The organism is Neisseria sp. 23W00296 (assembly GCF_044772855.1).
Taxonomy (GTDB): Bacteria; Pseudomonadota; Gammaproteobacteria; order Burkholderiales; family Neisseriaceae; genus Neisseria.
Genome location: NZ_CP173024.1, coordinates 1,535,787 through 1,557,373 on the forward strand (window position 1 = coordinate 1,535,787; position 21,587 = coordinate 1,557,373).

At 59.4% G+C, this 21,587-nt stretch carries 24 protein-coding genes and 3 tRNA genes; 5 read left to right on the top strand and 22 right to left on the bottom strand.

The features are described from left to right. Positions 1-161: 161 nt before the first annotated feature. On the bottom strand, positions 162-1,103 hold the full coding sequence (gene miaA, locus ACG2K1_RS07625; protein ID WP_395428658.1) for a tRNA (adenosine(37)-N6)-dimethylallyltransferase MiaA: 942 nt from the start codon (positions 1,101-1,103) through the stop codon (positions 162-164). A 161-nt stretch (positions 1,104-1,264) separates the two neighbouring features. Here miaA and ACG2K1_RS07630 point away from each other — a divergent pair, with 161 nt between their 5' ends. Next, positions 1,265-2,299, top strand: coding sequence for a nuclease-related domain-containing protein (locus tag ACG2K1_RS07630; protein ID WP_395428659.1), 1,035 nt, complete (start codon positions 1,265-1,267; stop codon positions 2,297-2,299). Between the two features lie 75 nt (positions 2,300-2,374). On the opposite strand, the gene ACG2K1_RS07635 is transcribed toward ACG2K1_RS07630, so the two are convergent. Both ACG2K1_RS07635 and upp read right to left on the bottom strand, forming a co-directional pair. Continuing rightward, entirely contained in the window at positions 2,375-2,692 is a 318-nt protein-coding gene (locus ACG2K1_RS07635; RefSeq protein ID WP_009425211.1) for a DUF2322 family protein, read from the bottom strand. 40 nt (positions 2,693-2,732) lie between these two features. Then, entirely contained in the window at positions 2,733-3,359 is a 627-nt protein-coding gene (gene upp, locus ACG2K1_RS07640) for a uracil phosphoribosyltransferase (protein ID WP_009425011.1), read from the bottom strand. 101 nt (positions 3,360-3,460) lie between these two features. On the opposite strand from upp, the gene ACG2K1_RS07645 reads away from it, so the two are divergent. Beyond that, positions 3,461-3,988, top strand: a complete 528-nt coding sequence (locus tag ACG2K1_RS07645; protein WP_036495442.1) for a GbsR/MarR family transcriptional regulator — start codon at positions 3,461-3,463, stop codon at positions 3,986-3,988. A 99-nt stretch (positions 3,989-4,087) separates the two neighbouring features. Further along, on the top strand, positions 4,088-6,013 hold the full coding sequence (mutL, locus tag ACG2K1_RS07650; protein WP_395428660.1) for a DNA mismatch repair endonuclease MutL: 1,926 nt from the start codon (positions 4,088-4,090) through the stop codon (positions 6,011-6,013). A 96-nt stretch (positions 6,014-6,109) separates the two neighbouring features. Here mutL and ACG2K1_RS07655 read toward each other — a convergent pair whose 3' ends face one another. Then, positions 6,110-6,340 (bottom strand): DUF2798 domain-containing protein, encoded by a 231-nt coding sequence (locus ACG2K1_RS07655; protein WP_395428661.1) that lies wholly within the window; start codon positions 6,338-6,340, stop codon positions 6,110-6,112. A gap of 111 nt (positions 6,341-6,451) precedes the next feature. Between ACG2K1_RS07655 and ACG2K1_RS07660 the strand changes: the two genes are divergently transcribed. Further along, on the top strand, positions 6,452-7,300 hold the full coding sequence (locus ACG2K1_RS07660) for a LysR family transcriptional regulator (RefSeq protein ID WP_395428662.1): 849 nt from the start codon (positions 6,452-6,454) through the stop codon (positions 7,298-7,300). Between the two features lie 401 nt (positions 7,301-7,701). On the opposite strand, the gene ACG2K1_RS07665 is transcribed toward ACG2K1_RS07660, so the two are convergent. From ACG2K1_RS07665 to hda, 15 genes are all read right to left on the bottom strand, one after another. Beyond that, complete coding sequence (locus ACG2K1_RS07665) at positions 7,702-8,118, bottom strand: hypothetical protein (protein WP_395428664.1); 417 nt, start codon at positions 8,116-8,118, stop codon at positions 7,702-7,704. 73 nt (positions 8,119-8,191) lie between these two features. After that, positions 8,192-9,088 carry an Hsp33 family molecular chaperone HslO gene (gene hslO / locus ACG2K1_RS07670; RefSeq protein ID WP_395428665.1) on the bottom strand — a complete coding sequence of 299 codons (897 nt, stop codon included), beginning with the start codon at positions 9,086-9,088 and terminating at the stop codon, positions 8,192-8,194. Between the two features lie 437 nt (positions 9,089-9,525). After that, the gene (locus ACG2K1_RS07675; RefSeq protein ID WP_036496134.1) at positions 9,526-10,098 is read right to left on the bottom strand and encodes a 50S ribosomal protein L25/general stress protein Ctc; all 573 of its coding nucleotides are present in this window, start codon (positions 10,096-10,098) and stop codon (positions 9,526-9,528) included. 70 nt (positions 10,099-10,168) lie between these two features. After that, a complete protein-coding gene (locus ACG2K1_RS07680; RefSeq protein WP_094031220.1) occupies positions 10,169-11,149 on the bottom strand; it encodes a ribose-phosphate pyrophosphokinase in 981 nt (326 codons plus the stop codon). Positions 11,150-11,341: 192 nt separating this feature from the next. After that, positions 11,342-11,418, bottom strand: a tRNA-Gln gene (locus ACG2K1_RS07685). Between the two features lie 22 nt (positions 11,419-11,440). Further along, a tRNA-Gln gene (locus ACG2K1_RS07690) sits at positions 11,441-11,517 on the bottom strand. 17 nt (positions 11,518-11,534) lie between these two features. Beyond that, positions 11,535-11,611: transfer RNA gene (locus tag ACG2K1_RS07695), tRNA-Gln, on the bottom strand. Positions 11,612-11,697: 86 nt separating this feature from the next. After that, positions 11,698-12,549, bottom strand: coding sequence for a 4-(cytidine 5'-diphospho)-2-C-methyl-D-erythritol kinase (gene ispE, locus ACG2K1_RS07700; RefSeq protein ID WP_395428666.1), 852 nt, complete (start codon positions 12,547-12,549; stop codon positions 11,698-11,700). Next, entirely contained in the window at positions 12,549-13,136 is a 588-nt protein-coding gene (locus ACG2K1_RS07705; RefSeq protein WP_395428667.1) for an outer membrane lipoprotein LolB, read from the bottom strand. The genes ispE and ACG2K1_RS07705 overlap by 1 nt, the downstream gene beginning before the upstream one ends. A gap of 370 nt (positions 13,137-13,506) precedes the next feature. Continuing rightward, positions 13,507-14,019, bottom strand: coding sequence for a hypothetical protein (locus ACG2K1_RS07710; protein ID WP_009426165.1), 513 nt, complete (start codon positions 14,017-14,019; stop codon positions 13,507-13,509). A gap of 81 nt (positions 14,020-14,100) precedes the next feature. Beyond that, entirely contained in the window at positions 14,101-14,796 is a 696-nt protein-coding gene (gene trmB, locus ACG2K1_RS07715) for a tRNA (guanosine(46)-N7)-methyltransferase TrmB (protein ID WP_036496135.1), read from the bottom strand. 218 nt (positions 14,797-15,014) lie between these two features. Continuing rightward, the gene (gene panD / locus ACG2K1_RS07720) at positions 15,015-15,398 is read right to left on the bottom strand and encodes an aspartate 1-decarboxylase (RefSeq protein WP_009426167.1); all 384 of its coding nucleotides are present in this window, start codon (positions 15,396-15,398) and stop codon (positions 15,015-15,017) included. A 198-nt stretch (positions 15,399-15,596) separates the two neighbouring features. Then, positions 15,597-15,920 (bottom strand): divalent-cation tolerance protein CutA, encoded by a 324-nt coding sequence (cutA, locus tag ACG2K1_RS07725; protein ID WP_395428668.1) that lies wholly within the window; start codon positions 15,918-15,920, stop codon positions 15,597-15,599. Between the two features lies 1 nt (position 15,921). After that, positions 15,922-16,599, bottom strand: coding sequence for an HAD family phosphatase (locus ACG2K1_RS07730; protein WP_094030982.1), 678 nt, complete (start codon positions 16,597-16,599; stop codon positions 15,922-15,924). Beyond that, positions 16,596-17,264 (bottom strand): DnaA regulatory inactivator Hda, encoded by a 669-nt coding sequence (gene hda, locus ACG2K1_RS07735; RefSeq protein WP_009426170.1) that lies wholly within the window; start codon positions 17,262-17,264, stop codon positions 16,596-16,598. Before hda ends, ACG2K1_RS07730 begins: the two co-directional genes overlap by 4 nt. Before the next feature lie 172 nt (positions 17,265-17,436). On the opposite strand from hda, the gene ACG2K1_RS07740 reads away from it, so the two are divergent. After that, positions 17,437-18,084 (top strand): DedA family protein, encoded by a 648-nt coding sequence (locus ACG2K1_RS07740; RefSeq protein ID WP_395428669.1) that lies wholly within the window; start codon positions 17,437-17,439, stop codon positions 18,082-18,084. A 123-nt stretch (positions 18,085-18,207) separates the two neighbouring features. Here the strand turns inward: ACG2K1_RS07740 and ACG2K1_RS07745 are convergent, their stop codons facing one another. From ACG2K1_RS07745 to serB, 3 genes are all read right to left on the bottom strand, one after another. Continuing rightward, positions 18,208-18,351, bottom strand: a complete 144-nt coding sequence (locus ACG2K1_RS07745) for a hypothetical protein (protein ID WP_009426172.1) — start codon at positions 18,349-18,351, stop codon at positions 18,208-18,210. Positions 18,352-18,498: 147 nt separating this feature from the next. Next, a complete protein-coding gene (gene rpoD, locus ACG2K1_RS07750) occupies positions 18,499-20,445 on the bottom strand; it encodes an RNA polymerase sigma factor RpoD (protein WP_009426173.1) in 1,947 nt (648 codons plus the stop codon). A gap of 260 nt (positions 20,446-20,705) precedes the next feature. Further along, a complete protein-coding gene (serB, locus tag ACG2K1_RS07755; protein ID WP_009426175.1) occupies positions 20,706-21,542 on the bottom strand; it encodes a phosphoserine phosphatase SerB in 837 nt (278 codons plus the stop codon). Positions 21,543-21,587: the final 45 nt, after the last annotated feature.

Genomic DNA, 21,587 nt, shown 5'->3' on the forward strand with positions numbered 1-21,587 from the left:
TAAAGCGGGAGGCCGTTCCCGCCTACGCGGGAATGACGTTTCTGAAAATCGTTTTGAGGCTTTCAGACGGCCTCGGGGGTTTGTTTGCACGGCGGGTTTTCAGAAACGCCATTCCCGCGTTGATGCCCCGAAGGGGTACAGGCGGGAACGGCCTCAAATGCTCAACAGCCAAAATGCCGCGCCGCCGCCTCATAGGCCGTCTGAAAAACATCGGCCGCGCCGTAGGGGTCGGCGGCGGTGTCGGCGGGGATTTTGCGCAGCCAGGTGAGCTGGCGTTTGGCAAGCTGGCGCGTCGCCGCCGTGCCGCGTTCGGCAAATTCCGCGTAGCCGCACGCGCCCGCCAGATAGTCCCAGGCCTGACGGTAGCCGACGCAGCGCATGGAATTGTGTTCCGCCGTCAGCGCGGGATATCCGCTTTGCAGGCGGCGCACTTCGTCAACCAAACCCGCGTCCAGCATCGCTTGGAAACGCGCAGCAATGGCCTCGTGCAGACGGGCGCGCTCGTGCGGAACCAGGGCGAAGGTGTGCAAATCCAGCGGCAGGCGGTAGGCCGTCTGAACGGCCAGATGTTCGCCCAGCGGCCTGCCCGTCAGCATCAGCACTTCCAACGCGCGCTCGATGCGTTGGCTGTCGGACGGCTGCAAACGGGCGGCGGTGGCGGGGTCGGCCGCCTGCAAACGGCGGTAGAGCGCGGCCAGACCGTGCGCCGCCTTCTCCGCCTGCAACTGCGCGCGCACGGCGGGATCGGCAGCGGGCAGATCGTTCAGCCCGCCCGTCAGCGCGTGGAAATACATCATCGTGCCGCCGACAATCAGCGGCAGCCGCCCGCGCGCGGCAATCTCGCGGCACAGGCGCAGGCAGTCCGCCGCAAACTCCGCCGCGCTGTACGTTTGCAGCGGCGTGACAATGTCGATCAGATGGTGCGGCACGGCGGCCAGCTCGGCGGCAGACGGCTTGGCCGTGCCGATGTCCATTCCTTTGTATACCAGCGCGGAATCGAGGCTGACGATTTCAACGGGAAAACGCTCTGCCAGCCGCAGCGCAAGGCCGGTTTTGCCGGAAGCGGTAGGCCCGAGCAGGGCGAAGGCTTTGGGAAAATCCATGTTGTTTCAGACGGCCTAAAAAGGCCGCGATTATAGCAGCCCGCCTGCCTGCGCTTAACGCACGGCAACCCGTCTTTACGCAAAACGGTATAATCGCGGCTTTTTCAGGCCGTCTGAAAAGGCGGCCGCAGCCGTCAACCTTTGTTTGCAAGCAAAAAACCATGATCATCAAACACGCGGAAAACCGAAACCAAGATATAGAAGAACTCACCGCCCTGCTGGCACTGCCCTACGTCGATGAGCCGACCAAGCGGAAAATCAAAACGGAAATCCGTAAAATCCACGCGGGCATGGCGGGGGAGAAAGAGGCCGCTTACCATATCGACTTTCATTTTGGCAATCCTTCCAAAAACTGGGCGGTTATCCACGATTTCCGCGTGGAATACGAAGGCAGAGTGGCACAGATAGACCATCTGCTGCTCAACCGCATGATGGAAATCTACATCTGCGAAAGCAAAAATTTCAACGAAGGCGTCGCCATCAACGAAAACGGCGAATTTTCCTATCTGTATGAAGGCAAAACATACGGAATGCCTTCGCCTATCGAGCAAAACGAGCGCCACCGCCTGCTGTTGAAAAAGATGTTCGACGACGGCGAAATTGCCGTACCGACCCGTTTGGGCTTGCGTATGAAGCCCGCCTTTTACCACTTAATCCTGATCGGCAACTCGGCGCAAATCCACCGTCCGCAAAACGGCAAAAACGTGAAGTATTTAGACAGAATCATCAAAAGCGAACAAGTCCGCAAAAGAGTCGAGAAGGACATCGATGAGGTGAGCATTGCGGGCAGTCTTGCTGTTATGAAAACCATTTCCCGCGAAACGCTATACGAATTTGCCGAATACCTCGCCTCTTTCCACCGCCCGTCCAAATACAACTGGAAAGCCCGTTTCGGCATCAGCGAACCCGCCGCGCTTCATGTCCCGCCCGTGCAGGCCGCGCCACAGCCACAGCCGCAAAATTCCGCTCCGCAGGCCGCGCCGCCAAGCCCGCCCGCACAGACTGAGCCGCCTGTGCAAACCGTACCGGCACAGGCCGCGCCGGACACGCAGCAAGCCGCTGCCGCGCAGAAACGCTACTTTTGCGCCGACTGCCGCAAAAGCGTCAGCGAAAACGCCGCCCGCTACTGTTGGAGTCGCAAAGCCCTTTTCCAAAACCGCATCTACTGCTTCGACTGCCAGAAAAAATACCGCTAAAACACACGGCAAAAGGCCGTCTGAAAACCCAAACCCGGGGCTTTCAGACGGCCTTTCCGCTTCGGCAAACCGCGTTTACTGCGCCAGCGGTTCGAAGCGCAAATCCAAGTTTTCCGCGCGTACTTTAAACAGCAGGTCGATATTCGGGTGCTTGCCGGGGTTGGCTCGGGCGTCGGCGGTGTGTTCGGCAAACAGCTCCAGTCCGCGTGCGGCGGCTGCGGCGTTCAGACGGCCGGAAAATTCCTGTGCCAGCGCGTTGTAGAGTTTGAGCGAACCGAGCTTGCCGGGGGCGGCGGGGATGTGGTGGACGGTATTGCCTGCCGCGTCGAGGACGTTCAAGCCCGAAAGATGGGCGATGTCGGGCATGGCGGCGAGATGGTCTTGAAAACTCATGGGAGTTCCTTTTTTGCGTCGGGTTGGGAAAACGGAATGTTTATTTCGTGCCGAAAATCTTGTCGCCCGCGTCGCCCAGGCCGGGGATGATGTAGCCGTTTTCGTTGAGGTGGCTGTCGAGGGCGGCGGTGTAGATGGTAACGTCGGGATGCGCGTCGTTTACCAGTTTCACGCCTTCGGGCGCGGCAACGAGTACCAGCGCTTTGATGTTGGTGCAGCCTTTGGCCTTCAAAAGGTCGATGGTGGCCACCATCGAGCCGCCGGTGGCCAGCATGGGGTCGATAATCAGCGCGGGGCGCTCGTTCATTTTGCTGACGAATTTTTCAAAATAGGACACGGGTTTGAGCGTTTCTTCGTCGCGTTGCAGGCCGACGACGCTGATTTTGGCGGTGGGAATCAGATCGAGCACGCCGTCGAGCATGCCCAGCCCCGCGCGCAGGATGGGCACGACGGTAATCGTTTTGCCCTTGATGCGCTCGCCTTCGATTTCGCCGCACCAGCCTTGCAGGGTGTAGGTTTCGGTAGCGAAATCGCGGCTGGCCTCGTAGGCCATCAGCCGCGCCAGCTCGCCGGTGAGGGTGCGGAATTTGTAGGTGCTGCAGTCGGCCTCGCGCATCAGCGCGAGTTTGTGGCGGACGAGGGGGTGGTCGATGATGCGGATGTTCACGGTTGGGACTCCAAAAACGGGTTGGCAAAACGGCGCGGATTATAGCGGCGCACTCCGTTTCTGTCTTGACGGAAATTTGCAAAAATCCAATAATGCGCGCCATGAAACTGAATCCGACCACGCAGAAATTCGTGCTCCACTGGGGCGAAATGGGCTCCAAATGGGGCGTCAACCGCACCGTGGCGCAAATCCACGCCCTGCTCTACATCATCGGCCGACCGATGAACGCCGAAGAAATCAGCGAAACCCTCTCCGTCGCCCGCTCCAACGTCAGCAACAGCATCAAAGAGCTGCAAAGCCTGAAACTGGTGCAGACCGTGCACCAGCTCGGCGACCGCCGCGACTATTTCACCACCTCCGACGACGTGTGGGTGCTGGTGAAAACCATCGTCGAGCAGCGCCAGCAGCGCGAAATCGAGCCCACCCTGCACTTTCTCAACGAGCTGATGGCCACGCCCGAGTTCGCGCAGGAAAACGAGCAGGTGCAAAAACGCATCCGCGACACGCAGGAATTTATGGACATAGCCACCGGCTGGACGCGCGAAATGATCAAACTCCCCGCCGGCACACTGGCGCAGGTGCTCAAACTCGGCGCGAAAATCCAGCGTTTTCTCGGCCGCAAAGACTGACGCAAAACCGAAAGAACAGGCCGTTCCCGCCTACGCGGGAACGGCCTCATCGCCCTTTGCCTTATAATGCCGCCTTTTCCCACCGAACGAGCCCCCGCCATGTCCCGCATAGCCGCCCTGCCCGACCACCTCGTCAACCAAATTGCCGCCGGCGAAGTGGTCGAGCGTCCAGCCGCCGCACTCAAAGAAATCATCGAAAACAGCCTCGACGCGGGCGCGACGGCGATCGAAGCGGAGGCCGGTGCGGGCGGCGTCAAACTGCTGCGCGTCACCGACAACGGCACGGGCATCCACCCCGACGACCTGCCCCTTGCCCTGTCGCGCCACGCCACCAGCAAAATCGCCAGCCTCGGCGATCTGCAACACGTCGCCAGCATGGGTTTTCGCGGCGAAGGGCTGGCCAGCATCGCCTCCGTCAGCCGCCTCACCCTCACCAGCCGCCAAAGCGGCCAAGCGCACGCCAACCAAATCCGCGCCGAAGACGGCGCCCTCTCCGCCGTGTCCGCCGCCGCCCATCCCGAAGGCACGACGGTGGAAGCGGCCGACCTCTTCTTCAACACCCCCGCCCGCCGCAAATTCCTCAAATCCGACGCTACCGAAAACGCCCACTGCGCCGCCGTTGTCGAACGCCTCGCCCTCGCCAATCCCGCCGTGGCCTTCACCTTCAAACGCGACGGCAAAACCCTGTTTGCCTACCCGCCGCAAAGCCTCGAAGAGCGCGTGGCCGCCGTGCTCGGCGCCGATTTTCAGACGGCCTCCCTGCCCGTCTCCGCCGCCGCAGGCGGCATGGGCCTGCGCGGCCTGATTGCCAAACCCACCTTCGCCAAAGGCAAAAGCGCGCAGCAATACTGCTTCGTCAACCGCCGCTTCGTGCGCGACAAAGTCATGCTGCACGCCGTCAAACAGGCCTACCGCGACGTGCTGCACCACGCCCTCACCCCCGCCTTCGTCCTCTTTCTCGAACTGCCGCCCGAGGCTGTAGACGTCAACGTCCACCCCGCCAAAACCGAAATCCGCTTCCGCGACAGCGCCGCCGTCCACCAATTTATCTTCCACAGCCTCGACAAAGTGCTGGCCGACACCCGCGCCGACCGCACCGAAAGCGTCGGCAACGCCGGCGCCGTGCTGCACCAAATCATGGGCGTGGCCGAGAGGCCGTCTGAAAGCCCGTCCTCCGCCCTTTCAGACGGTCTCAACGCCGCCCCGCCCGCGTCCTCCGGCAAAAGCGTGCCCGCCGCCTACACCCCCGCCGCCCGCGTGCCGCAGCAGCGCAGCCTCAGCCTCAACGAAAGCCGCCGCGCCCTCGACACCTACGCCGAACTCTACCGCAAGAGCCCGCACGACGACCGCGAACTGGCCGAATTGGAACAGCAGCGCTTCGGCAGGCCGTCTGAAAACCAGCCCGCGCCTGCCGACAGCGTTTCAGACGGCCTCCCCGAACACCCGCTCGGCTTCGCCATCGCCCAGCTGCTCGACATCTACATCCTCGCCCAAGCCGCCGACAGCCTGCTGCTGATCGACATGCACGCCGCCGCCGAACGCGTGAATTACGAAAAAATGAAACGCCAGCGCGACGCGCAAGGCCGTCTGAACAGCCAGCCGCTGCTCATCCCCGTTTCCTTTGCCGCCACCCGCGAAGAAACCGCCGCCCTCGCCGACCACGGCGACGAATTGCGCGCCTTCGGCCTCGACCTCTCCGCCATCGGCGAAAACCGCATCGCCGTGCGCACCGTGCCGCAAATGCTCGGCAAAGCCGACATCGAAAGCCTCGCCCGCGACATGCTGCGCGAATTCGCCCAAGTCGGCGCCTCGCAGGCCGTCGAAGCTTACGAAAACCGCCTGCTCGCCACCATGTCCTGCCACGGCTCGGTACGCGCCGGCCGCCGCCTCACCCTGCCGGAAATGAACGCCCTGCTGCGCGACATGGAAAACACCCCGCGCAGCAACCAGTGCAACCACGGCCGCCCCACCTGGGTGAAACTGACCCTGAAAGACCTAGACGCCCTGTTTTTACGCGGACAATAAGGCCGTTCCCGCCTTCGCGGGAATGACGTTTCCGAAAGCCGTTAAAAGGCCGTCTGAAACCGTAAAACGGGTTTTCAGACGGCCTTTCACACCGCCCTACTCCGCCACACTCGCCGCCACCAGCTTCACCACCAGCGGCCGTACCGCCAGCAGGCTGGCAAAGGCGACCGGCCAGGTAATCAGATAGGCTTTGGCGAGGCGCAGCGCATAGCCCGCGTCCACGCCGGTGTTTAGTGCGACCAGCACGCCGCTGACAATCATCACCATAATCGCCGAGGCGTAGAAAGAAAACAGCACGCCCGCGTATTTTTTCGGCAGTTTTTTCATGATTGGTTCCTGTGTATCGGGGAACGGTAGTTTAGTTTGTGCGCAGGGCGCTTAAAATACGAAAAATCGCCGACCGCCGACGATTCACGCACAAACAACGAAAGTATCGCCATGACCGACTGGGACGACCTGCACCATTTCGCCGTTCTCGTAGAGAAACAAACCCTGACCGCCGCCGCCGAAGCGCTTGGCGTGCAGCACAGCACCGTCTCGCGCCGCATCGCGCGGCTGGAAGCGACGCTCGGCCTGCGCCTGTTTGACCGCATCGGCCGCCGTTACCTGTTAAGCGAGGACGGCGCGCGCATTTACGCGCAGGCGCAGGACATCGCCGTCGGCATGAATACCCTGCTGCGCACCGCGCGCGAGCAGCGCGAGGAAATGGCGGAAGTCGTCATTTCCGCGCCGCCGCTGGTCGCCAAAGGGCTGCTGATGCCGCATTTTGCCGCCTTCGCCCGCCGCCACGCCAACATCCGCCTCGTCCTGCAAAGCGACGCGCAAATCAGCGATCTGCACGCGCGCCAGGCGGACATTGCGCTGCGCATCGTCCGTCCGACGCAAAACGACCTCGTCGTCCGCCGTCTGCGCCCCATCCGTTACCGCTTCTACGCCCGCACCAATTACCTGAAGAACCGCCCGCGCGCCGAGCAAGCCTTTCTTTGCCTGAACATCGCCGGCGCGCACGGTCTGTGGCAGGCAGAACAACTCGCCGGGCGCAAAGTCATCCTCGCCTGCAACGATTTCGACCTTATAAAAGCAGGCATCGCCGCCGAAACCGGCATCGGTCTCTTGCCCGATTTCTACGTCCGCCCCGAAGACGGCTTTGTGCAGGTCGGGCTGCATGACGCGGCGGTAAAGGAAGAGTTCGCCGCCGATATCTATCTGGTGATGCACGAAGACCTGCGCCGCTCGGCAAAAATCCGCGCGGTGGCGGATTTTCTGGGCGGGGTGTTGGCGGAATAAGGCCGTCTGAAACCTGTTCCTTCCCACCCGCAGGAAGTCTGGAGGCTTGCGGTTTGAACGGCACTTATACGGCGGCGGACAAGCGGTTCTGAGAACCGCCACCCCCTCCCCAACCCTCCCCCGCGCTTGGGCGCAGGAGAGGGAGCAGAACGGCCGTCTGAATTTGGCCGTCTGAATTTGGCCGTCTGAATTTGGCCGTCTGAATTTGGCCGTCTGAATTTGGCCGTCTGAATTTGGCCGTCTGAATTTGGCCGTCTGAATTTGGCCGTCTGAATTTGGCCGTCTGAATTTGGCCGTCTGAATTTGGCCGTCTGAATTTGGCCGTCTGAATTTGGCCGTCTGAATTTGGCCGTCTGAAAAACCTGCTTCGCAGGTTTTTCAGACGGCCTTTTGCCTTTGCATCAACCGTCGATTGCGCCGTGTTCGCGCGCCGTTTGGCAGGCGTTGTCGAGCAGTTTTTGCAGGCCGAGCGGCAGGGTGGCGCAGCGGCCGGCGTATTCGACCTGCCCGTAGACGTCGAAGAAACAGCCGCTGCCGTGTATCAGGTTTTGCAGGATGATAAGGTGGCACAGGGTGAAGACAGCCGGGTGTTCGGCAGAGTAGGACGTCAGCTCGAACACTTCGGCGGGGTGCCAGTGTTGGCCGTCGGCGAGGTAGCCGTTTTGGTTGTCGAGGACTTGTTTGAGGGCGGTGAAATGCTGTTCGGCATCCATGCCGTAGTCGGCGCGGCTGATGTGGCGCAGGGTGGCGTCGTCGGCCAGGGTGTGTAGGGGAAAGAGCGGCGGCGGGAAGGCGGCGGGGCGGTGTTTTTTCGCCATGAAGGAATCCTGTTTCGGATAAGAATGAGGCCGTCTGAACGCGGTTTTTCCGCTTTCAGACGGCCTTTGCGGTTTATTGCAGGCGGTGCTGTTCTCCGGTAACGGCTTTGACGATGTCGGCGCCGAACAGGGCGTTGACGTCGGTTTCGTCGAAAACGTATTTTTCGTTGCAGAAGTCGCAGTCGATTTCGATGCTGCCCTGCTCGGCCACTACCGAGCCGACTTCTTCGCCGCCGAGCATCAGCAGCATGTCGCTGACTTTGCCGCGCGAACAGGTGCAGGTGAATTCGAGGGTGTCGGGTTCGAAGACGCGCGGCGGGGTTTCGTGGAACAGGCGGTAGAGCAGGTGTTGCGCGTCCAAATCCAGCATCTCGCGGCTGCCGACGGTGTCGGCAAGCGCGGTGACGTGCGCCCATGCTTCTTGGTCGAGTTCTTCTTCGGGCAGGCGTTGCAGGAGCAGACCGGCGGTGGTGTGGTTATCGGCCGCGAGGGTAATGTGGGTTTCGAGCTGTTCGGAGCGCAGCATGTAACCCGTGAGCATTTCGGCGATGCTGCCGCCTTCGAGGGGGACGACGCCCTGCCAGGGTTCGCCTTCCTGCGGTTGCAGGGTGATGACGAATACGCCGTTTTCGCCGAGCAGCTCGCGCAGGTTTTCGTTATCGCCGATGGCGGCGGTTTCGTCCCAGCGGGCGGTGGCGCGGCAGGTTTGTTCGGAGGTGGCTTCGACTACCAGCATTTTCAGACGGCCTTGTCCCTGCACTTGGACGGTGAGCGTGCCTTCGATTTTCAGGTTGCTCGACAGGAGGGCGCCTGCGGCAAGGAGTTCGCCGAGGGCGCGGCGCACGGCGGCGGGATAGTGTTTTCGGCCGACGATGTGCTGCCAGACGTTTTCCAGCCGCACATGCAGGCCGCGCACGGGCATATCGTCGAAAATAAAGCGGGTTCTCAAATCTTGGGATGGTGTTTTCATGTTTGTCTTTCTTCGGATGGTGAGGCGGCGGTTTCAGACAGCCTGATGCGGTCGGCACACGGACAGGCTGCTGTCCGCAAAAACGGGGATTCCGACATCGGGCAAAGCCTTGCCGCCGCGAACCCGCGCCATATGGCTGTGGGGCGGAGAAAAATCAAGGGGCGGGCGGAGATTGTTTTCGTCGGGGAAATGGGCGGAGGCCGATCGGGTTCTAGAGTGTGTTGACATTCAGTTTGCGAAGCGGTTTTTTGAGGAAAAATTCGCGCCTGCAAGGAAAAAAGCGCAGTAAGATTGGACATCTTGCGAGCATTTTTGACGCGGCAGGCGTGGATTTTTACCAAAAATACCGCCGCAAGACTGATTGTCAACACACCCTAGGGCATGAAAAATCCCGCCTGCGGCGGGCGCGGGCGGGACGGGCGTATCCGATGGCGGAATCAGCCTTTTTTACCGGTAACGGTGGCAACGGCCAGATTGGAGTCGCGTTTCAGGGCAACGCTGGTGACGCCTTCGGGATATTTGATGTCGGACAGGTGCAGGATGTCGCCGGCAACCACTTCGCCGCAGTCCAGTTCCAAATAGGAAGGAATGTTTTTCGGATCGACGATAACTTCCACGCTGCTGGCCAGCAGGGAAACGCGGCCGCTTTGCAGTTTGACGGCTTTGGATTTTTCCGCGTTGATAACGGTGATCGGCAGGCGCATTTTCAGCGGTTTGTTGACATCGACCGCTTGGAAATCGATGTGCAGCACTTGGCGTCGGAAGGGATGGATTTGGAAATCGCGCACGATAACGTCTTGGGTTTTGCCGTCTACGGCCAGCTTGATCAGGCTGGTATGGAAGGATTCTTTTTCCAGCGCGTAGAACATGGTTTTGTGGTCTACGGCGATGGCAACGGCTTCCTGGTTGTCGCCGTAGAGCACGGCGGGAACTTGGCCTTCGCGACGCAGGCGGCGGCTCGCACCTGTGCCATGTGCTTCGCGAACGGTAGCTTGTACTTCGTATGACATGATAAAAGTCCTTTTTGGATTAAAGAAATAAAGCCGTCTTCCACCGCGACCAGTTTCAGACGGCATGGGTTTACGGCAGCAGCATGCCGCCGTTGGTCAGCACATCTTCGTTGAAAAGATATGAGACGGATTCTTCGTTGCTGATGCGGCGCACAGTTTCGGCCAAGAGTCCGGCAATCGAAACCTGGCGGACGCGGCCACAGCGCAGTGCGGCATCAGACAGGGGAATAGTGTCGGTCACGACAATTTGGTCGATGTCGGACGAAGCGATGCGCTCGGCCGCCTCGCCGGAAAAAACCGGATGGGTGGCATAGGCCAGCACGCGCGACGCGCCGCGCTCTTTCAGGGCGGAAGCGGCTTTGCACAAGGTGTTGGCGGTGTCGATCATGTCGTCGACAATCAGGCAGGTGCGGTCTTGGATTTCGCCGATGATGTTCATCACTTCGGCCACATTGGCCTTCGGACGGCGTTTATCGATGATGGCCAAATCGGCATTCAGGGCTTTGGCCATGGCACGGGCGCGTACCACACCGCCGACATCGGGGCTGACAACGGTCAGGTTTTCGATGTTTTGGCGCTGCACGTCGTTCAAGAGTATCGGGGTGGCGTAAATATTGTCTACGGGAATATCGAAAAAGCCCTGAATCTGGTCGGCATGAAGATCGACGGTCAGAATGCGGTCGATGCCTGCGCTGTGCAGCATATTGGCCACCAGCTTGGCGGAAATCGGCACGCGCGCGGAGCGGGGGCGGCGATCTTGGCGGGCATAGCCGAAATAGGGAATGGCGGCGGTAATCCTGCCGGCGGACGCGCGTTTGAGGGCGTCGGCCATGGTGAGGATTTCCATCAGGTTGTCGTTGGTCGGTGCACAGGTCGGCTGGAGTATAAACACATCGCGGCCGCGCACGTTTTCCAAAAGTTCGACGGCCACTTCGCCGTCTGAAAATTTGCTTACCGATGCGTTACCGATGGAAATATCGAGATGTTTTACCACGTCGGCAGCCAATTTCGGATTGGCGTTGCCGGTAAAGACCATCAAACTGTCAGCCATATCTTCCTCGCTTGGAATGGGGTGGGTCATGTGCAATTTAGGAAACATCGCGGGCTTCCTTTATGTTTGGTTGCGGGCGCGGCGGCATTATACGCACCAAAAACAACGCAGCCAAACAAAAAATTACACAAAATATCTTTACCGACAACCTGCAAAAACAAAAGCGTGGGACGAATCACACGCTTTTGTGTCTGGCTGGGGATGTAGGACTCGAACCTACGCATGCCGGATTCAGAATCCGGTGCCTTAACCAACTTGGCGAATCCCCAAAACTTGTCGGAGTTTGGAAACTGGCTGGGGATGTAGGATTCGAACCTACGAATGCCGGAATCAAAATCCGGTGCCTTAACCAACTTGGCGAATCCCCAAAATCTGCGGAATGTTGTGGCTGGGGATGTAGGATTCGAACCTACGAATGCCGGAATCAAAATCCGGTGCCTTAACCAACTTGGCGAATCCCCAATTTTCCGCCTACAAAAGCAGGCGCATCGAAAGGGGCGGATTATGTTTGCTTTCGGCGGGTCTGTCAAGACCGATTTGTCGTTTTTTCAGACAGCCTGACAACGCAACGGGTGCTCGGCCAGGCCTGCCGTGCACCAACTTTCAAGCTGTTCGGGCAGACGGCTGCATACCGCCTGCGCCTGCGCTTCGCTGTCAAACGCCAGGAACAGGCAGGCGCCCGAGCCGGTCATGCGCGGAGTGCCGTAATCCTGCAGCAGCCTGAATGCGGCGGCCACGGGCGGATATTGCGCCAGCACCACCGTCTGCATATCGTTGCGAAAGGGTTGCAGCGCGGCAAAAGACGGCGCGGCGCAGGGGGCGCTGTTGCGCGGCAGGTCGGGATGGGCGAACACGGCGGGCGTGGCGACGTGCACGTTCGGACGCACCAGCACATACCACTGCGGCGGAAGCGCCAGCGGCGTAAGGATTTCGCCGATGCCGCGCGCAAAAGCGCTTTGGCCGAACAGGAAAAACGGCACGTCCGCGCCCAGCGTCAGGCCGATTTTTTGCAGCGCGTCTGACGGCAGGTTCAAATCCCACAGGCGGTTGAGCGCCATCAATACGGTGGCTGCGTCGGAGCTGCCGCCGCCCAAACCGCCGCCCGTCGGGATGCGTTTTTCGACGCGGATGTCCGCACCCTTCAAACAGCCGGAAAAGTTTTGCAGCGCCCGTGCCGCGCGCACGCACAAATCCTGTTCGGGCGGCACGTCCGGGAGCGGCGTGTGCAGCACGATACGGCCGTCACCACGCGGCTCGATATACAGGGTGTCCTGCAAGTCAATCAGGGTGAAGATGCTTTCGAGCTCGTGATAACCGTCGGCGCGGCGGCCGGTGATGCGCAGGTCGAGATTGAGTTTGGCGGGGGCGGGAAAGGCCGGTTCTTGTGCACTCCTCTCCATTACACGCCTCCTCTGGCGGAGCACTGTTTCGGCGCACCGCCGCCGTTTTCAGACGGCCTCATGCTGTCGAACACCAGCCGCAACGACATTTTGCCGTCGGTCAGCGCCAAAACGCGCACTGTTCCGTCTTCGCGTGCCTGACGGCTGATATTCCAACCTGCCTGCATCAGGCTGCCGTCGGCGGCGGTTTGGTGCGAGATGTCCTCCGCCCACTGCCCGTTTGCCCATGTATCGAGATATTGCAGCGGCAGGGCGAAGCCGAGCAGGCGGCTGCTCAATTCCTGCACGCTTGCAGCCTCGAAGCGCTCGCCTTTGCTGTTGACGGCCAGCACGCCCTGCGCGTCGCGGCACAGTTGGCCGAGGGTGTTGCCCAGCGGGGTGTTGATGTCGATGGTCTGCACGCCGTTTTGCCGCGTCCAGTCGAAATTGGCATACGAGCCTTTGCCCTCTACCTGCACGGCCAGGCGGCCTTCGGCGGAAAAATCGGGGATGTCGCGCGGCGGCTGCCATCGGGTTTGCACGTTCTGCAAACCGGCGCAGGCAGACAGCAGCAGGACGGCACATAGGGCGGGAAGGATTTTATTCATCAGGTTTCCTGTCGGTTTACGGCCGTCTGAAAAAGAGCGGGAAGGCTTTTCAGACGGCCTGCCGGGGGTTATCCGACTGCGTTTGAGGCCGTCTGAAAAGGCAAGCGTTCTTTCAGACGGCCTTTGCTTATTCTTCAAGCAGCGGATGCTTGCCGCCGAAATGCCGTTGCCGCTTTGCACTTGGGTTTTTCCGTCAGACGCAGCGGTTCGGCTGTCGGGGTTTGGCTGCATAGCCGCGGCGCATCGCAGGCGGAGGGTACAAAAACGGCAGCGTGGTTCACGGCCGGTTTGGTTTGAAAGGGACAAGTCAAAAGGCCGTCTGAAAACCCGTTTTCCTTGCATAACGGGTTTTCAGACGGCCTTTCGGGTTTTATTTGCCGTTCAGTTTCTTGGTGGCGGCTTTGTCTACTTTGCAGTTTTGGAACAGGATGGTCTGGTTGCCTTTGGGCAGTCCGCCGTCCACCGCGTCGGCCTGCATCAGGATTTTGCCGTTGGCGGAAGTGAGGCTGTTCGGGTCGGTTTTGTCGGTAATCCAGGTGAGGCCTTCGCCGTAGTAGCTGTTTTGTTTTTTGCCGTTGGTGTCGTTCATCACGCGGCGCAGGTTGGGGGTGAGCTCTGTGCCGACTTTGATTTGGGTGACGACGGTTTCGCCGTTTTTGACGCCGTACATGGCGTTGAGGTTGCGTTTGCCCTGCTGGCTGTCGCAAACGTAGGCGACTTCTACTTTTTTGTCGAGGCTGTTGACTTCGGCGAGCATCAGTACGGGGGCGTTGTCGGGCAGGTCGGCCAGTTTTTTCACCGGTTTTTTGCCTGCGGCCTGTGCGCCTGCGGCGGCCAGTGCCAGGGCGGCGAAAGCGGCGGCGATCAGTTTTTTGTTCTGCATGAATGTCTCCTGTGGGTGGTTGGAAAACGAAAGGGCGTATTGTAAAGAAGATTGTGTCAGCGAAATACCGCTTTGTGTAAATCAGCGTTTTTTGAAAACGATATCCCACACGCCGTGTCCCAGCCGTTTGCCGCGCGCTTCGAATTTGGTTTCGGGGCGGTAGGCGGGCGTGGGGGCGTAGGCTGCGGCGGTGTTTTGCAGCCCGGCAAAACCATTTAACACTTCAAGCATTTGTACGGCGTATTCTTCCCAGTCGGTCGCCAGATGGAGGTAGCCGCCGCTTTTGAGTTTGGGCAGCAGTTTGGCGACGAAGGGGGCTTGGATGAGGCGGCGTTTGTTGTGGCGTTTTTTGTGCCAGGGGTCGGGGAAGAAGATGTGGATGCCGTCGAGGCTGCCGTCGGCAAGCATGTTTTCGACGACTTCGACGGCGTCGTGACGCATGACGCGGATGTTGCCGATAGTCTGCTCTTCGATGAGCTTCAATAGGTTGCCGACGCCCGGCCCGTGCACGTCGATGGCGAGGAAGTCTTTTTCCGGCAGGCGGCGGGCGATTTCGGCGGTGGCGGCACCCATGCCGAAGCCGATTTCGAGGATTTTCGGCACGGCGCGGCCGAAGGCTTGGTTTAAATCGGCGGGGGTGTTTTGGTAATCGAGGCCGTATCGCGGCCACAGGGTGTCGATGGCGCGCTGCTGGGCGGCGGTCATGTGGCCTTGGCGCAGGACGAAGCTGCGGATGGCGCGGGGGTGTTCTGCTTGGATGGTTTCTTGTTCGCTCATGATGGTCTGGATAGGCTTGAGGCCGTCTGAAAGTTTTTCAGACGGCCTTTGGGTGTGTTGACATTCAGCTTGCGGGACGGTTTTTTGAGTAAAAATACCCGAATGCAAGGAAAAAACCGCAGCAAGGTTGGACACCTTGCGAGGATTTTTGACGCGGCAGGTGGGTATTTTTGCCAAAAACACCGCCGCAAGGCTGATTGTCAACACACCCTGGAGGTTTATAACACGGTGTGCGGCGGTTCGTAGTCGAGGATGTCGCGGATTTTGTTGGCTTCGTCGACGAGGACGACTTTGGGCCGGTGGGCGGAAATTTCGGGTTCGGACAGCATGACGTAGGACATGATGATGACGATGTCGCCCTTTTGCACCAGCCGCGCCGCCGCGCCGTTGAGGCAGACGACGCCGCTGCCGCGCTTGCCGGCGATGGTGTAGGTTTCGAGGCGTGCGCCGTTGTTGTTGTTGACGATTTGCACTTTTTCGTTGACGAGTATGCCTGCGGCGTCGAGCAGGTCGGGGTCTACCGTGATGCTGCCGACGTAGTTCAAATCGGCTTCGGTAACGGCGGCGCGGTGGATTTTGCCGCCGAGCATGGTGCGGAACATGGGTTTCCTTAATTTGGTGGTTCGACAATGTTTTCAGACGGCCTTTGTCTGCTTGGAACGGGTTCTAAGGCCGTCTGAAAACAAAAGGGCAGCATTATATAGTGAGTCAAAATGAAAAAGATACAAGGCGGCAAGCCGCAGACAATACAAGTAGTACGACAAGGCGCAGCAACGCCGTAGGTTTTTCATTTGGGCCCGCTATAACGCCAACTGCGCCTTTAACCAGCGCAGATAGTCTTTGCTGCCGCCTGCCACGGGCAGCATCAGGATTTGCGGACAGTCGTAGCTGCTGCGGACGCGGACGGTTTTGGCCACTTTCTTGAACAGGCTGCGCGCGCTTTTGACGGTGATGCGGATTTCGTCGTCGCGGCAGGTTTCGCCCATCCAGACATATTGGCTGACGATGTTTTCATACTGCACGCAGGCGGCGAGGCGTTTTTTCAGCAGGGCGCGGCCGATGTTTTCCGCTTCGGTGCGGTTAGGCGCGGTAATCAGGACGACGACGGGTTTGAAGCGGGGCATTTCAGACGGCCTCTTTGAAATTCAACACCGGCCAGCCTTTTTCCTGCGCCTCGCGCAGCAGTTCGGCGTCGGGGTTGACGGCGACGGGTTCGTCGACCAGCCGCAGCAGCGGCAGATCGTTTTTCGAGTCGCTGTAAAAATAGCTTTTGCCGTAGTCGGCGAGGCTTTCGCCGCGTGCGGAGAGCCATTGGTGCAGGCGGGTGATTTTGCCTTCTTTCAGGCTGGGGATGCCGACATAACGGCCGGTGTAGCGGCCGTCTGCGTCGGTTTCGAGCTGCGTGCCGATAACGTTGTCTATGCCGAACAGGCGGCAGATGGGGCGGATGATGAATTCGTTGGTGGACGAGATAACCAGCAGCTCGTCGCCCGCGTCACGGTGGCTCTGCACCAGCATTTTCGCCATCGGCGCAATGTGCGGCTCGATAAATTCGGCACTGAATTCGCGGTGCATTTCGTCCAGCTCGGCGCGGGAGAAATTTTTCAGCGGCGCAAGGTGGAAGGCGAGGAATTCGTCGATGTCGAGGCAGCCGTTTTGGTAGTCGCGGTAAAACTTGTCGTTCTGCGCGCGGGTGTATTCGACGTCGACCAGACCTTTTTTCATCAGATACTGCGGCCAGGCGTGGTCGGAATCGGTGTTGATCAGGGTGTTGTCCAAATCGAAGATGGCGAGGTTTTTCATACGGCGTCCTGTTGGGTGAGCAGCCGCCGCAAGAGCGGCAGGGTGAGGCGGCGGCGGGTGGTGGCAGTGTAGAGGCAGAGGGTGTCGAGCATCTGCACCAGGCTGTCCATGTCGCGCTGCCAGTAGTTGAGCAGATAACGGAAAATTTCGTCGTCGACATCGAGCTGCCGCGCCCGCGCCATGCCGGCAAGGGCGGCGATTTTTTCGTCGTCGGACAGGGGTTTGATGTCGTAAACGAGGCAGTAGCCCATGCGGGTGCGCAAATCTTCGCGCACGGCAAGCTGCGCGGGCGGCACGTCGGCGGCAAGCAGCAGGCGGCCGCGGCCGCTGTTGCGGAAGCGGTTGAAGATTTCAAACAACAATGCCTGTTCGCCGTCGTTGAGCCTGTCGGCCTGATCGACGGCGAGATAGTCGGCTTCGAGGGCGGAATCGTCCAGCGGCATGGTTTGCGCGTCGATATAGCGCGCGTCTGCGCCCTGCTCCGCCGCCTGCCCCGCCCATGCCCGCAGCAGGTGGCTTTTGCCCGTGCCCGCCGCGCCCCAAACGTAAACAAACTGATCGCGCGCCTGTTGCAGCACAAACACCAGCTCACGGTTGGCACTGCCGAGGAATTTGTCAAACCCCGGATAGTCGCGGCGGGCAAAGTCGAAAATCAGTTGGTTCACGGGCGGCCTGCTCGGATGGAAAAAACCGCGCGATTGTAGCCCCTTTCACGCGGCTCTCAAAATCAGGCCGTCTGAAAAACAGATTCGGGCAAGGCAAAACCTCTTTTCAGACGGCCTGCCGCCGCGCTTACGGGTTACAATCCGCGCTTTTCGCCGCAAGCGGGAGTTTTTCATGATTCAAACCCTTCTCGATTTTGTCCTGCATATCGACGTCCATCTGGCCGAACTGGCCGCACAGTACGGCGCATGGATTTACGGCCTGCTGTTTCTGATTGTGTTCTGCGAAACGGGGCTGGTGGTTACGCCCTTTCTGCCGGGCGACTCGCTGCTGTTTGCCGCCGGCGGCATTGCGGCGGTGGGCGGCATGAACGTCCATGTGATGGTACTGCTGCTGTTTGCCGCCGCCGTGTTGGGCGACGCGGCGAACTTTGCCGTCGGCAAATACTTCGGCGCGAAGCTGTTTGCCAACCCCGATTCCAAAATCTTCCGCCAAAGCCATCTGGCGAAAACCCATACCTTTTACGAAAAATACGGCGGCAAAACCATCATCATCGCCCGCTTCGTACCCATCGTGCGCACCTTCGCCCCCTTTGTCGCGGGCATGGCCGATATGCACTACGGCCGCTTTATCCGCTACAACATCATCGGCGCGGCTTTGTGGGTGGTGCTGTTTTCCTACGCGGGCTATTTTTTCGCCAATATTCCGCTGGTAAAACAGAACCTGAGCCTGGTGCTGGCGGCGATTATCGTCGTTTCCCTGCTTCCGGCGGCGATTGAAATCGTCAGGGCGAAACGGGCGGGTAGGCAAAGCGGCAGTTGAGGCCGTCTGAAAACGGAATCCCAACGAAATGAAAACGTGAAACCAAAAAAACGACACGCAAAACGTGTCGTTTTTTTGGTTTCGGAAACGCCGTTCCCGCAAAGGCGGGAGTGGCTCGGAACCTCAGCCGCCGCAGACGCCGCAGCAGCCGCTTTCGGTTTTCTCGCCTTTGTCGTTATCGACGACGGGCAGCTCCACTTCTTCTTTCTGCTGCGGCTGTTCGTTGTCGTAGGTGTCTACTTTGATTTTGTTTTCTTCCTGGCTCATTGCTGAATCCTTTCTGTGTTTTGGGGTTGGAAACGGGTGTATTGTAAGGCAAAAACAAGGGCGCACCCACTATGGCCGCCGCTTTCGGGATAGCGCTTTTTAAAGGCCGTCTGAAAGGCGAAGATGCTTTTTCAGACGGCCTCTGGGCTATTTTCCTTCTTCGCTGTCGAGGAAGCTTTTCAGGCGGTCGCTGCGGGTGGGGTGGCGCAGCTTGCGCAGAGCTTTGGCCTCAATTTGACGGATGCGCTCGCGGGTGACGTCGAACTGTTTGCCCACTTCTTCCAGCGTGTGGTCGGTGTTCATGTCAATGCCGAAACGCATACGCAGCACTTTGGCTTCGCGCGGAGTCAGGCTTTCGAGCACGTCGGCGGTCACTTCGCGCAGGCTGGAATACATCGCCGCTTCGGCGGGCGCGACATTGTTTACGTCTTCGATGAAGTCGCCCAAGTGCGAATCGTCGTCGTCGCCGATGGGGGTTTCCATCGAAATCGGCTCTTTGGCGATTTTCATGATCTTGCGGATTTTTTCTTCCGGCATTTCCATCAGCTCGGCCAGTTTGGCGGAATCGGGATCTTCGCCGTGTTCCTGCAAATATTGACGCGAAATGCGGTTCATTTTGTTGATGGTTTCGATCATGTGCACGGGAATGCGGATGGTGCGCGCCTGATCGGCAATCGAGCGGGTGATGGCCTGGCGTATCCACCATGTGGCATAGGTGGAGAATTTGTAGCCGCGGCGGTATTCGAATTTGTCCACCGCCTTCATCAGGCCGATGTTGCCTTCCTGAATCAGATCGAGAAACTGCAAACCGCGGTTGGTGTATTTTTTGGCGATGGAAATCACCAGACGCAGGTTGGCCTGAATCATTTCCTCTTTCGCACGCGCGGTTTCGCGTTCGCTGCTCTGCATGTTTTTGCTGATTTCCTTCAATTCTTCGATGGAAATCTGCGCGGTTTTTTCCATTTCGGCCACTTCGGTCTGTTTCTCCAAAATGGCGTGGCGGAAACGTTCGAGGGCGTTGCTCCACACGCGTTTTCTGCCGATTTCGCCTTCCAGCCAGTCCAAATCGGTGATGTTGGGCAGAAACTGGCTGATGAAGTAGTCCCTGTCCATCTGCACGCGGTCGAGGCAGATATCTCGGATTTCGCGCTCGAGCTTGCGGATGTTATCGACTTTCTGGCGCAGGTTGTTGCTCAGGCTTTCGATTTGGCGGGTGGCAAAGCGCACTTCCAAAAGCTTGTGGGCGATGGCGTCGCGGTGTTTCAGATAATCGGGATGGCGGCTGTTGTGCTCGTTGAGCGCCGCAATCATCAGGCCGTAGCTTTCGCCGATACCGGAGAAATGCGCCAGCACTTCCTGTTTCAGCTCTTCGAGGTTGATGCTTTCGAGGTTTTCTTCGGAAGATTCGTCTTCGTCGCCCTCTTCTCCGTCGCCCTCTTCTTCGGCCGCGGCGGCACGATCGGACGGCTTGCTGCCCGGCGGGATGATTTCCAAATCGCTCACGCCCAGTTCGTGCATCAGCACTTCGTTGGGATCGAGGATGGCTTCGACGACGTCGTCGACTTTGATTTCGTCGGCGCGGATTTTTTCAATCAGATCGAGGATTTCGGCGATGGAACCCGGGCAGGCGGAAATCGCCTGTATCATGTTTTTCAACGCGTTTTCGATCTTTTTGGCGATGATGATTTCGTCTTCGCGCGTCAGCAGATCTACCTGACCCATTTCGCGCATATACATGCGCACGGGGTCGGTGGTGCGGCCAAACTCGGAGTCGGCGCTCGACAATGCCGCCTCGGCCTCTTCGACGGCGTCGTCGTCGGTCATGCCGGTGCCGCTGTCGTTCATCAGCAGGGTATCGGCATCGGGCGCTTCCTCGGTAACCTGTATGCCCAAGCCCTGAATCATGTTGACAATATTGTCGATCTGCTCTGCATCGGACATATCGTCGGGCAGGGCGTCGTTGATTTCGGCGTAGGTGATGTAACCGCGCTCCTTGCCCTGCAAAATCAGCTGGCGCAGACGCAGACGCTGCTCTTCGGGCGTCAGCGGGCGGTTTTCGTCTTCCTGGTCTTCGTAGTCTTGCGGATTGCTCATAATTCGTCTCGGTATTTGGCTGTTCCGGCGGAGCGGGCGGCTTCGGTAGGATTCTGCTTCTGTGCAGCAAATGGCACCGCCGCGACGGAGGGTGACGGCCTGCGATAGCTCTGCGGCTTTCAGACCCGGTTCAAACTGTTGCCGTTAAATAGTGCCGCACGCGGGAAAAACAAGGGTGCGGCGGAAAAAGCGCGGATTATACGGCAAAGGGAGGCCGTCTGAAACGTTCCGCCTGCCTCCTCATTCCGTGTTTCTCGGTATCAAAGAAACCAGCCGCGCAGGGCTTCCAGTCCGCCGTAATTGATGCACAAATCCGCCGCCTGCTGCGTTTTCGGTTTGGCATGGTAGGCAATGCCGCAACCGGCCTCGCGCAGCATGGGGATGTCGTTCGCACCATCACCGACGGCAATCACCTGTTCCGCACGCAGGCCGAGTTTTTCGCGGTATTCGCGCAGGAGCCGCGCTTTGGCTTCGGCGTCAATGATGCGTCCGTTCAGACGGCCTGTCAGCCTGCCGTCTGCCGTTTCCAGCATGTTGGCAAAGGCGTAGTCCAAACCCAGCCTCGTTTGCAGGCGGTCGGTGAAAAAGGTGAAGCCGCCCGACACCAGCATGAATTTCACGCCGTGTTTCTTGCATTCGGCCAGCAGGTATTCCGCGCCGGGCGAAAGTTGCAGCACATGGTCGTACACTTCCTGCAACACGCTCTCGGACAATCCCGCCAGCAGGCCGACGCGCTCGCGCAGCGACTGCTCGAAATCGATTTCGCCGCGCATGGAGCGTTCGGTAATTTCCGCCACCCGCTCTTTCAAACCTGCGCCGGCAGCGATTTCGTCGACGCATTCGATGGTAATCAGCGTCGAATCCATATCGCTGACAATCAGCCCGAAATCGGCAAAGGGCACGGCGGGCAACACGGCATAATCAATCCGTTGTGCGTCAAGGGCGGCCGCGGCTTCGTGCGGCAGCACGTAACCGGGTTCGACAACAAAACGCCGCACGCGCTCGGGAAACGGGTTTTCAGACGGCCTCAGCCCGTTTAAAAACGGCAAATCGCAGCGGGCGATATCGGGATGCTGCAAAACAAGGTGGTGCGTCATGGCCTTCCTTTTCTATCTCCTTAATATATGGAAAGAGGCCGTCTG